10 protein-coding genes are annotated in these 11,050 nt (G+C 56.4%); 4 read left to right on the plus strand and 6 right to left on the minus strand.

Annotated elements, in window-relative coordinates:
* Window positions 1-46 precede the first annotated feature (46 nt).
* Window positions 47-1,900, minus strand: a complete 1,854-nt coding sequence (gene sppA, locus IP581_RS09735; protein ID WP_193822421.1) for a signal peptide peptidase SppA — start codon at window positions 1,898-1,900, stop codon at window positions 47-49.
* A 162-nt stretch (window positions 1,901-2,062) separates the two neighbouring features.
* Here sppA and IP581_RS09740 point away from each other — a divergent pair, with 162 nt between their 5' ends.
* Complete coding sequence (locus tag IP581_RS09740; RefSeq protein WP_097400022.1) at window positions 2,063-2,614, plus strand: NAD(P)H nitroreductase; 552 nt, start codon at window positions 2,063-2,065, stop codon at window positions 2,612-2,614.
* A gap of 126 nt (window positions 2,615-2,740) precedes the next feature.
* On the opposite strand, the gene phoC is transcribed toward IP581_RS09740, so the two are convergent.
* The gene (gene phoC, locus IP581_RS09745) at window positions 2,741-3,487 is read right to left on the minus strand and encodes an acid phosphatase PhoC (protein ID WP_193822422.1); all 747 of its coding nucleotides are present in this window, start codon (window positions 3,485-3,487) and stop codon (window positions 2,741-2,743) included.
* Between the two features lie 264 nt (window positions 3,488-3,751).
* Between phoC and selD the strand changes: the two genes are divergently transcribed.
* Entirely contained in the window at window positions 3,752-4,795 is a 1,044-nt protein-coding gene (selD, locus tag IP581_RS09750) for a selenide, water dikinase SelD (RefSeq protein ID WP_065368685.1), read from the plus strand.
* Between the two features lie 4 nt (window positions 4,796-4,799).
* On the plus strand, window positions 4,800-6,755 hold the full coding sequence (locus tag IP581_RS09755; RefSeq protein ID WP_193822423.1) for a DNA topoisomerase III: 1,956 nt from the start codon (window positions 4,800-4,802) through the stop codon (window positions 6,753-6,755).
* Between the two features lie 29 nt (window positions 6,756-6,784).
* On the opposite strand, the gene gdhA is transcribed toward IP581_RS09755, so the two are convergent.
* Window positions 6,785-8,128, minus strand: coding sequence for an NADP-specific glutamate dehydrogenase (gdhA, locus tag IP581_RS09760; RefSeq protein ID WP_193822424.1), 1,344 nt, complete (start codon window positions 8,126-8,128; stop codon window positions 6,785-6,787).
* A gap of 235 nt (window positions 8,129-8,363) precedes the next feature.
* Here gdhA and IP581_RS09765 point away from each other — a divergent pair, with 235 nt between their 5' ends.
* The gene (locus IP581_RS09765) at window positions 8,364-8,651 is read left to right on the plus strand and encodes a DUF1496 domain-containing protein (RefSeq protein ID WP_086869485.1); all 288 of its coding nucleotides are present in this window, start codon (window positions 8,364-8,366) and stop codon (window positions 8,649-8,651) included.
* Here IP581_RS09765 and IP581_RS09770 read toward each other — a convergent pair.
* From IP581_RS09770 to xthA, 3 genes are read right to left on the minus strand one after another with little or no spacing between them, the layout of a single operon-like run.
* Window positions 8,617-9,033, minus strand: coding sequence for a pyrimidine (deoxy)nucleoside triphosphate diphosphatase (locus IP581_RS09770; RefSeq protein ID WP_193822425.1), 417 nt, complete (start codon window positions 9,031-9,033; stop codon window positions 8,617-8,619). The two genes, IP581_RS09765 and IP581_RS09770, sit on opposite strands and share 35 nt — an antisense overlap.
* Entirely contained in the window at window positions 9,033-9,896 is an 864-nt protein-coding gene (locus IP581_RS09775; protein WP_193822426.1) for a sulfurtransferase, read from the minus strand. The genes IP581_RS09770 and IP581_RS09775 overlap by 1 nt, the downstream gene beginning before the upstream one ends.
* A 3-nt stretch (window positions 9,897-9,899) precedes the next feature.
* On the minus strand, window positions 9,900-10,706 hold the full coding sequence (gene xthA, locus IP581_RS09780; RefSeq protein WP_065368680.1) for an exodeoxyribonuclease III: 807 nt from the start codon (window positions 10,704-10,706) through the stop codon (window positions 9,900-9,902).
* Window positions 10,707-11,050: the final 344 nt, after the last annotated feature.

Genomic DNA, 11,050 nt, shown 5'->3' on the forward strand with positions numbered 1-11,050 from the left:
TCATCAAAAAAATCCCCTCCGGTGGAGGGGACGAGGTCAGGTGATTTTAGCGGATATTGGCGCAGTTCAGACAGAGCGCATAACGATTTTGTGGATCGTTAAACACCGCCAGTTTGTCGGTTTCAGCTTTCATCTCCAGCGCAGCGCTTGCCAGCGGCGCGGGCAGATAGGCCTGCAGTGCTTTTGGCAGCATGGCGCTTACCGAACCAGACATGCTATCCATTACCCGATCAAAGAAACTCGGCTCTTCCTCGTAGTAATCGATATGCCACTGTTTCAGTTTCGCAAGCTCAGCCGCTTTCGCCAGCGCGTCGTCGAAATCGCCCAACGCATCGACCAGCCCGTTATTTTTCGCATCCTGGCCGGTCCAGACGTGACCCTGGGCGATTTTATCAACCTGCTCAGGTGTGCTGTTGCGCGACTGCGCCACCAGCGTGATAAAGCGTTTGTAGCCATTCTCAATGCTCAATTGCATCATCTGCGAAACTTCGTCCGGCAACGCTTTGGTCATGCTGACATCTGCCAGCGGCGAGGTTGCTACGCCATCAGTATGCACACCGATGCTGTCGAGGCTGTTTTCCAGCGTGTTAATAACCCCGAAGATACCAATCGACCCGGTCAGCGTGCTGGCACTGGCGACAATGTAGTTCGCCGGTGTCGAGATCCAGTAACCGCCGGAGGCCGCCATGCCGCCCATTGAAACCACTACCGGCTTACCTGCCGCGCGGGCAGCCGCCAGTTCTGAGCGAATAACCTCCGATGCGCTAACGCTGCCGCCAGGGCTGTTAACACGCAGCACAATGGCTTTCACTTTCGGATCCAGGCGTGCGTCGCGGATCTGCGCGGCCGTTGTATCGCCGCCGACGTTCCCCGGCGTCTCTTCACCGTCCATGATCGCGCCGTTAGCGAAAATCACTGCCACGGTATCGCCCACATCGCTTGGTTTTTTCGCCTGGTAATCGTACATGCTGACCGCGCGGAAGTTCTTATCCTCCGTGCTCCAGCCAAACTGTTTAACCATCGCTTTTTCCGCATCGGTGGCGGAACCCAGCTCATCAACCAGCTTGTTATCCAGCGCGTATTTCGCTGTGTCGCCATCCACTTTACGCAGACCATCCAGCATCGCTTGTGCGCCAGGGAAGACCTGCTGCGCGGTGATTTGGCGGTTAGCGGCAACGGTGTTGAGGTAGTTCTGCCACAACTCGTTAATCCAGCGGCTATCCGCGTCACGTGCTGCCGGGGACATATCGTCGCGAATAAACGGCTCAACGGCGGATTTATAGGTCCCGACGCGGAATACATGGGTGGTGACTTTTAGCTTATCAAGCAGCGATTTGTAGTAGAGACCGTTGGTGGCAAAGCCGTGCAGATCAACCACGCCCTGCGGCGACAGCCAGATCTTATTGGCGAAGCTGGCAAGGTAATACTGGCCCTGACTGTAGTTATCGCCCACGGCATAAACCGGCTTGCCGCTGTCGCGGAACTCACGCAGCGCTTTGCCGATATACTGCATCGACGGTTGATCGGCGCCGGCAAAATTTTTCAGATCCATCACAATCCCGGTGATATTCCGGTCATGCTGTGCCTGGCGAATGATGTCGACGATGTCAAAGAGCGAGTTTTCCTGTAAGCGATCGGAGCTGGCTCCGAACAACTGGCGACCCAGCGCGCCAAGGCGGCTACTGGCAGAGGTTTTGTCCACCACCACGCCCGAAATATCCAGCAGCAATGCGCCCCGGCCGTTGCTACTGGTTTTGCTATCGCTCATTTGCATCCACACGCCTGCGACAACCAGCACCAACAAAATAAAGAAAAGATTCAGCACCAGCTTGCGGATAAAATTCAGCAATCGCCAGCTCCACTTGAAAAAACCGGCAATAATTCGCCAAAGGGTTCGCATGTATTCTCCCTGGTAGTTAACGACCACCGCTGCCCGAGCGGCAAAGTGTGGTTATCCTAATTACCCCGCCGCCAGTTGTCAGCAGGAATCGCCTCCGGCGCTGTAACAATTTCTACGCCCGTGTTAATTTTGTGAACAAATTTCAATACAGGAGTTTAACTAATGGACGCACTTGAGCTGCTCGTCAATCGTCGTAGCGCATCCCGGCTGGCAGAACCGGCCCCGGCAGGTGAACAACTGGATAACATTTTACATGCGGGGATGCGCGCGCCGGATCACGGTACACTTCAACCCTGGCATTTTTTTGTCATCGAAGGGGAAGGGCGCGAACGTTTCAGTCAGACGCTGGAGCAGGCCGCGATCGCTGCAGGCCAGGATGAAAAAGGTATCGAAAAAGCGCGTACATCGCCTTTTCGCGCGCCGTTGATCATCGCGGTGGTGGCGAAATGCGAAGTTCACCACAAAGTCCCGCAGTGGGAGCAGTTGCTTTCTGCCGGCTGCGCGGTAATGGCAATGCAGATGGCGGCACTGGCGCAGGGGTTTAATGGCATCTGGCGCACCGGCCCGCTGACCGACAGCCCGGTGGTTCGCCAGGCGTTTGCCTGCCGCGAACAGGATAAAATCGTCGGTTTTCTGTATCTCGGCACACCGCAATTGAAAGCCTCGACCACGGTCACCGTACCGGATACCACGCCGTTCGTGACACGTTTCTAAGCTTCACCTGCTATCTGACGGCTGCGACAACTCTGCCGCAGCCGCTTTCTTTTAAAGCCCAGTCCGCTTTCGCCGATAAAAACGCGAAGGGATCATCGTGAAAGTCCGCCCGTCAGGGCGCGCAATTTATTTATGCTGGGCGGCAAACTCGTCTTTGGCTTTCTGCAACTGTTGCTGGAACGCCGGGTTGGTATGCAAAGTGGCAACGACAGCGGAGCCGACAATGCGCGCGGCGTCCACATCACTTTGCCAGTGGTAGCCACAGATCACCCGGCTTTGCCCCAGGTCATAGCCGCGTTTGAGGATCTGATCCTGGCGCTGTGGGTTAATCTCAGCCAGCACCAGTGCGGTCGCCCAGCCGATAGAGGTATGACCGGACGGATATGAGCCGTTTTTCGCCAGTGAATCCTGCTCTTTGGTGTTGCAGGTTGGCACGCCATAAAAAGCAAACGGGCGGATACGCATATATTTTTGCTTCGCGCCGCGCGTGGCAAGATCGCCCGCATCTTCGATCATATTGGTCAACAGCTTATGCAGCTGCGGGGAGTCTTTCTCAGTGATCGGTGAGCCAAATGCGCCGGAGAAGGCGTTTGCCACGCCGCCGCTGCTCAGGTTTGCGTCTTCCGCTGCCTGTTTGCCGCGCTCGGTGTTACGCAGTAAACGGCCCTGCTCGTACATTGCCTGATCGTTTAAAAACGCGATGCTACCGACTTCCGGCGGCGGTGGTAACAGCGCCAGGCTATCAATGGCCTGCGCATTTTTCAGGTAGTAAAGATCAGGTTTGGTGGTGGCGTCATTCCCGGATGGAACCAGAGCAAAAGCGCTGGTAGAGAGCAAACTAGCAAGACAAAACGCGATGATATTTTTTTTCATGAGCGGTTCCTTTATGTAAAAAAGCGTCTGTAGCCCTCAGTGGCTGCTGTCATATTTCTGTCATAAAATGCCAAAAAGAACATTGCGGTGACTCGCAAAATGGCCGATGTAGTTATTGAGATGATGTTTGCGAGCAAAAAATCATCGCAGGTTATGTCTGTTTCGTTTGCTTAATGAGCAATAACGCGCGAATTCAGATTGCCAGACTTACCAGCTCAGCATTTGGGCGCTACCATAGCGCGATTGCAATGACAGGAGATGTCCATGAGCGAGCAAGCCATTCGTTTAACGCAATACAGCCACGGAGCCGGTTGCGGTTGTAAAATTTCCCCCAAAGTGCTGGATACCATTCTGCATAGCGAGCAGGCGAAGTTTCTCGACCCGAACCTGCTTGTCGGCAACGAAACGCGTGATGACGCCGCCGTTTACGATTTGGGTAACGGCACCTGCATTATCAGCACCACTGACTTCTTTATGCCGATTGTCGATAACCCCTTCGACTTTGGCCGCATTGCCGCGACCAACGCCATTAGCGACGTTTTCGCGATGGGCGGCAAACCGATTATGGCGATTGCCATCCTGGGCTGGCCGCTCGACAAACTGGCGCCGGAAATTGCGCGCGAGGTGATCGACGGTGGGCGTTTTGCCTGCCAGCAGGCGGGGATTGCCCTGGCGGGTGGTCACTCAATTGACGCGCCGGAGCCGATTTTTGGCCTTGCCGTAACCGGTGTGGTGCCAACCGAACGCGTGAAGAAAAACAGCACCGCCCAGGCGGGCTGCAAACTGTTTCTCACCAAGCCGCTGGGCATTGGCGTGTTGACCACAGCGGAGAAAAAATCGCTGCTCAAACCGGAACACGTTGGTCTGGCAACAGAAGTGATGTGCCGCATGAACCTTGCCGGTGCCGCTTTTGCCGGGATCGACGGCGTAAAAGCGATGACCGATGTCACCGGCTTTGGCCTGCTCGGCCACCTGAGTGAAATGTGTCAGGGCGCTGGCGTGCAGGCACAGGTCTGGTATCAGGATGTGCCAAAATTGCCGGGTGTAGAAGAGTACATTGCGCAGGGCGCAGTGCCGGGTGGTACGCAGCGTAACTTCGCCAGCTACGGTCACCTGATGGGCGAAATGCCGACGGCGGTGCGCGATTTGCTGTGCGATCCGCAAACGTCCGGTGGCTTGCTGCTGGCGGTAGCGCCTGGTTCGGAAGAGGAAGTCAAAGCGACGGCGGCGGAATACGGTATTCAACTGAGCGCGATTGGTGAGCTGGTCAGCGCACGCGGCGGTCGACCAATGATCGAGATCCGTTAATCCTATGCGGTTATTTATTGCCGAAAAGCCCAGTCTGGCGCGTGCCATTGCCGATGTGCTGCCGAAGCCGCATCGCAAAGGCGACGGCTATATTGAGTGCGGTAATGGTCAGGTGGTGACCTGGTGCATTGGTCACCTGCTTGAGCAGGCGCAGCCGGACGCTTATGACAGCCGCTATGCGCGCTGGAATCTGGCCGATCTTCCGATAGTGCCGGAAAAATGGCAGTTGCAGCCGCGCCCGTCGGTGCTCAAGCAAATCAATGTTATTAAACGCCTGCTCGCCGATGCCGAACAGGTGGTGCACGCCGGTGACCCGGATCGTGAAGGGCAGTTACTGGTGGATGAAGTGATTGATTACCTGCAACTGCCCGCCGAAAAACGCCAGCAGGTGCAGCGTTGCCTGATTAACGATCTCAATCCGCAGGCCGTAGAACGGGCGATTGAGCGCTTGCGGGCAAATAGCGAATTTATTCCACTGTGTGTGTCGGCGCTGGCGCGTGCCCGCGCCGACTGGCTCTATGGTATCAATATGACGCGCGCTTATACGCTGCTGGGGCGCAACGCCGGTTATCAGGGCGTGCTCTCTGTCGGGCGCGTGCAAACGCCGGTGCTCGGGCTGGTGGTGCGTCGCGACGAAGAGATTGAAAACTTCGTGGCGAAAGATTTCTTTGAGGTGAAAGCGCATATCGTCACGCCTGCCGGGGAGCGCTTTACCGCCCTGTGGCAGCCGAGCGAGGCGTGTGAACCTTATCAGGACGATGAAGGGCGCTTGTTACATCGTCCACTGGCGGAGCATGTGGTGAGCCGCATTAGCGGCCAACCCGCGCTGGTGACGGCCTATAACGATAAACGGGAATCAGAACCCGCACCGCTGCCGTTTTCGCTTTCTGCGCTGCAGATTGAAGCGGCAAAACGCTATGGGCTCAGTGCGCAGAACGTGCTTGATATTTGCCAGAAACTCTACGAAACCCACAAACTTATTACCTATCCGCGTTCCGATTGCCGCTACTTACCGGAAGAGCACTTCGCCGGGCGACACGCGGTGATGAACGCGATTGGCGCGCATGCCCCGGATCTGTTGCCACAGCCGGTTGTGAACCCGGAGACGCGCAACCGCTGCTGGGACGATAAGAAAGTTGATGCGCACCATGCGATCATTCCGACAGCCCGCGCCTCGAAGGTCAATCTCAGCGATAACGAAGCCAACGTTTATAACCTCATTGCTCGCCAGTATCTGATGCAGTTCTGCCCGGATGCGGTGTTCCGCAAATGCCAGATCGATCTTGATATCGCTAACGGCAAGTTTATTGCCAAAGCGCGCTTTCTGGCGGAGGCCGGGTGGCGCACGCTGCTTGGTTCTAAAGAGCGCGATGAAGAGAACGACGGCACGCCGTTGCCGGTGGTGGCAAAAGGCGACGAATTGCTGTGCGAAAAAGGCGAAGTGGTCGCGCGCCAGACTCAGCCGCCACGCCACTTTACCGATGCAACCTTGCTGTCGGCGATGACCGGGATTGCGCGGTTCGTGCAGGACAAAGAACTGAAAAAAATTCTGCGTGCTACCGACGGTCTGGGCACCGAGGCGACGCGCGCGGGGATTATTGAACTGCTGTTTAAGCGCAGTTTTCTGGTGAAGAAAGGGCGCTACATCCATTCGACCGAACCGGGCCGGGCGTTGATCCACTCGCTGCCGGAGATGGCGGCGCGGCCGGACATGACCGCGCACTGGGAGTCGGTACTGACGCAAATCAGTGAGAAAGAGTGCCGCTATCAGGACTTTATGCAGCCGCTGGTTGGTACGCTGCACGAGCTGATTCACCATGCGCGCAACACGCCGGTGCGTCAGTTCCGTGGGCTGGTGGCTCCGGGCGGCGAGAAGAAAAAAACGTTTGCCAAAGGCCGGGGGAAAAAACGCCCGCCAGCAGCAGAGGCGGGCGGTGACGCGGCGTCTCCGGCCGGATAACGCCTTTTCGCTGTTACCCGGCCTGCTTATCAAATCACGCCTTGTGCCAGCATCGCGTCGGCGACTTTCACGAAGCCCGCGATGTTGGCTCCGCGCACATAGTGCGTCTGTTTGCCTTCACCGCCGTACTCAACGCAAGCCTGGTGAATATCCAGCATGATGTGATGCAAACGCGCATCCACTTTTTCCGCTTTCCAGCCCATGCGCGCGGCATTCTGCGCCATCTCCAGACCAGAGGTGGCCACCCCGCCAGCATTCGCGGCTTTACCCGGTGCGAACAGCACGCCCGCCCCGAGAAACAGTTCAGTGGCATCAATGGTGGTGGGCATATTTGCGCCTTCCGCCACCGCTTTTACGCCGTTGGCAATCAATACGCGCGCCGCGTCGCTATCCAGCTCATTTTGCGTGGCACACGGCAGCGCGATATCGACCGGCACGGACCACGGCTGCTTGCCGGCGAGGTACGTCAGACCAAATTCACGCGCGTAATCTGCGATGCGGCCATCACGGCTGGCTTTGATCTCGCACAGGCGGGCCAGTTTTTCACGGTCAAAACCGGCTTCATCTACCACCGTACCGGCAGAATCCGACGCGGTAATCACCCGTGCACCGAAGGCCATCGCTTTTTCAATAGCGTACTGTGCCACGTTGCCGGAGCCGGAAACCGCCACGCGCATCCCTTCAAAGCTAAGACCGTGACGCTTGAGCATCGCCTCGGTGAAATAGACCAGGCCGTAACCGGTCGCTTCCGGGCGGATCAGACTGCCGCCAAACGACAGCCCCTTACCGGTAAACACGCAGGCGGTATTGTTAGAGAGCTTTTTCATCATCCCGGCCATAAAACCGACTTCGCGAGCGCCGACGCCTATATCCCCGGCGGGCACGTCGGTATCCGCGCCAAGATGGCGATACAGTTCGCTCATCAGCGCCTGGCAGAAGCGCATCACTTCGCCATCGCTTTTGCCTTTGGGATCGAAATCACTGCCGCCTTTGCCGCCGCCCATCGGCAGGGTAGTGAGCGCATTTTTGAACGTTTGTTCGAAGCCGAGGAATTTGAGGATCGACAGATTCACCGACGGGTGAAAACGCATACCGCCTTTGTAGGGACCAATGGCCGAACTGAACTGTACACGCCACGCGCGGTTAACCTGCACCTGATTGCGATCATCAACCCAGGCGACGCGAAACTGAATCACGCGCTCCGGTTCAACGAGGCGTTCGAGTAAAGACATCTGGCGATAACGCGGGTGAGCTTCAAGAAAGGGCCAGAGGGTAGTCATCACTTCACGAACGGCCTGGGAGAACTCCGGCTGGTGCGGGTCGCGCTGTTCGACATACTGGAGAAATGATGCAAGAGAGTGCGTCTGATCCATAGATATAAGAGTCTCTTATTGTTGTGGTGAATTTGTTGTGATGGTGGCGCGCAAAAAGCAGGCACTTTTGGACTATAACATTCGCAAGGCTGCATGCCGCAAGGGAAAAATCCGCACACCAGGCAAATTAATAATTGGCAATCTGTCATAACTAAAAACGATGGGCGGCGAAATTAAAGTCCTGACGCAGAGATCCGTTATAGTAATGAGTGGCGTCAATCAGAAAGGACAAGTTATGACCCGAATTAAGTGGATAGCAGCTGCGTTACTGCTCGCTGCGTCAACCAGCGCGCTGGCTGAACGTTTACCGTCGCCGGGGATTGAGGTGAATGTGCCGCCGGAAGTGTTCAGCTCCGGTGGGCAGACGCAGACCACGCAGCCTTGCATGCAATGCTGCGTATACGGTAATCAAAACTACAGCGAAGGGGCGGTTATCAAAACCGAGGGCGTGTTATTACAATGCCAGCGCGATGAGAAAGTCATTTCCACTAACCCGCTGGTGTGGCGGCGCGTGAAGCCATAAACGCTTCCAGCAGCGGAATATCCGCCGGAGCCAGCGGCAGTTTCAGTGCTTCGGCGGGTAAGCACCACCGCAAATCCCGGTGATAGTGGCGTACGGGTTCGCCGTTGAAATTCTCCACGTGCCAGGCGTGCAAATGAATCAGCCGTCCGGAAACCTCCCGCTGATGGCTGGCAATATAGCGCGCAGGCTCGGCGTCAATACCCAACTCTTCGCGCAACTCGCGCTTTAGCGCCTGTGACTGTGTTTCCCCGGCTTCTACCTTGCCACCGGCAAATTCCCACAGACCGGCCTGATCGGCATGGTCGGGGCGCTGCGCCAGTAAAATTTTGCCGTCGCGCTCAATGATAGCGGCCACGACATCCAGGGTTTTTAAAAGAGTCATTACGGCGTTCCGTTTGAGTGCTGGCTCCATTCGAACCAGCCGCCATCATACACGGCGATATCTGCCCAGCCGAGTGCGCGGGCTATAAAAAAAGCAAACGCGGCGCGCCAGCAGGTGCCGCAGTAAAAAATCACCGGCTTATCGCCAGTGATGTGCTGTTGTTGCCAGAGCGCGGCGATCTCTGACGGGTTTCGCACCGTGCCGTCCGGGTGGTGAAAGTTGGTAATAAACTGGCTGTCGCCCGCGGCCTGCCCCCAGTGGGCGCCGGGGATATCACCAGCCGCGGCGATATAGTCATAGCCGCTTGTCTGACCGATAAACTCAGGCCAACTGCGGATACTAACCAGCAACGTACCGGGCTGCGCTAAACGCTTTTGGGTTTGCGCCATAGTGAGCAGTAGCTGAGGTTGTGCCGGGACACTCGCGCCGAAATCCGATGACGGGGTTATGCCCGCCGCTGCACCGGTTTGCCTGGCTAAACCGGCTCGCAGCCAGCTCTGCCAGCCGCCATCCAGTAAGCGAACATCCCTGATCCCGGCGTATAACAAAATATGCGCCATCCGCTCCGCCGCATAATTGCTCCGGCCGTAAAGAATGACGGTAATATCGGCGCGCAGGCCATGCCTGAGCAGCACCTGACGTAACTGTGCTGGCTTGAGCACATTCCACAGCGGTGGGCTTTCTACTTCGCGGGTGTCGATATAATCCGCGCCGGGAATATGCCCGGCGCGATAGTGGTGTTCAGCGTCGAAGCCCACCTCCAGCAGCCGCCACTCGCCCTGCGGGCCAGCGGTGACCGGGCGGTGTTGTAGCAGATCCGCCAGCCACGTTGCACAAACCCACGGAGAACGCGCGGGCGTCATCGGTCAGACCTTAAATTTTGCCCACACGGGTGCGTGGTCGGACGGTTTTTCCATGCTGCGGATGTCGTAATCAATACCCGTTTCAATGCAGCGCTCTGCCAGCGGTTGGCTTGCCAGCAGCAGATCGATACGCAGGCCGCGGTTATCGTCGAAGCCTTTTGAGCGGTAATCAAACCATGAGAAGCGATCCTGCGTTTCCGGGTTGGCTTCGCGGAAGGTATCCACCAGCCCCCAGCCTTTCAGTCGCTCCATCCATTCGCGCTCTTCCGGCAGGAAGGAGCATTTACCGGTGCGCAGCCAGCGTTTGCGGTTCTCTTCGCCAATACCGATATCGAGATCTGTCGGGCTGATATTCATATCGCCCATGATCAACACCGGTTTTGTTTTATCGAGTTCCGTGTCCAGATAGGTTTGCAAATCCTGGTAGAACTTCTCTTTCGCCGGGAATTTCAGCGGGTGGTCGCGGCTTTCGCCCTGCGGGAAATAACCGTTAATCACCGTGATATCGCCGATAGGCGAGGGGATCTCCGCCATGATAATGCGGCGCTGCGCTTCTTCCCCGTCGTTCGGCCACCCGCGACGCACGGAAATCGGCGTCTCTTTGGTCAGCAACGCAACGCCGTAGTGGCCTTTCTGTCCGTGATAAAAAACGTTGTAACCCAGCCGTGCGACGTCTTCGAGCGGAAACATATCGTCGTGGACTTTGGTCTCCTGCAGGCCGATGACGTCCGGCTGATGTTGCTCAACCAGCGCTTCAAGCTGGTGAGGTCGGGCGCGCAGGCCATTGATATTAAAAGAGACGAATTTCATAGTCGCAGCCATTTAGCAGAGTGAAAGATGCAGAGATGTTAGCAGAATTTACATTTAACCACCGCCACTTATTGATATAGCCGCCGTCGATGCGCACTGGCGCAGCACGAGCCCTCATTTAGGGCGAAACGCACTAAAACAGGGCGCACGATGTAAATTAATTTCGCTGATGATCACAGTTCTATAATTAAAATTTCTAATTGCATAAACAGGCGCCTTTACTCACGCACCACCGCATTTCGATCTCTGTTTATTCACTTTTTATGCAAATAAAGTGAATGGCGACAGGTTTTAAGTTGTTGAAATTACGTTGCTGCAAACCGTTTATGCATTTTTATCGCTGG

Origin of the sequence: Kosakonia pseudosacchari (genome assembly GCF_015167415.1) — a bacterium.
Lineage (GTDB): Bacteria > Pseudomonadota > Gammaproteobacteria > Enterobacterales > Enterobacteriaceae > Kosakonia > Kosakonia pseudosacchari.

Bases quoted from the DNA above. Each gene is read 5' to 3' on its own strand.
- sppA (WP_193822421.1), bottom strand. From the start codon at position 1,900: ATGCGAACCCTTTGGCGAATTATTGCCGGTTTTTTCAAGTGGAGCTGG.
- IP581_RS09740 (WP_097400022.1), top strand. From the start codon at position 2,063: ATGGACGCACTTGAGCTGCTCGTCAATCGTCGTAGCGCATCCCGGCTG.
- phoC (WP_193822422.1), bottom strand. From the start codon at position 3,487: ATGAAAAAAAATATCATCGCGTTTTGTCTTGCTAGTTTGCTCTCTACC.
- selD (WP_065368685.1), top strand. From the start codon at position 3,752: ATGAGCGAGCAAGCCATTCGTTTAACGCAATACAGCCACGGAGCCGGT.
- IP581_RS09755 (WP_193822423.1), top strand. From the start codon at position 4,800: ATGCGGTTATTTATTGCCGAAAAGCCCAGTCTGGCGCGTGCCATTGCC.
- gdhA (WP_193822424.1), bottom strand. From the start codon at position 8,128: ATGGATCAGACGCACTCTCTTGCATCATTTCTCCAGTATGTCGAACAG.
- IP581_RS09765 (WP_086869485.1), top strand. From the start codon at position 8,364: ATGACCCGAATTAAGTGGATAGCAGCTGCGTTACTGCTCGCTGCGTCA.
- IP581_RS09770 (WP_193822425.1), bottom strand. From the start codon at position 9,033: ATGACTCTTTTAAAAACCCTGGATGTCGTGGCCGCTATCATTGAGCGC.
- IP581_RS09775 (WP_193822426.1), bottom strand. From the start codon at position 9,896: ATGACGCCCGCGCGTTCTCCGTGGGTTTGTGCAACGTGGCTGGCGGAT.
- xthA (WP_065368680.1), bottom strand. From the start codon at position 10,706: ATGAAATTCGTCTCTTTTAATATCAATGGCCTGCGCGCCCGACCTCAC.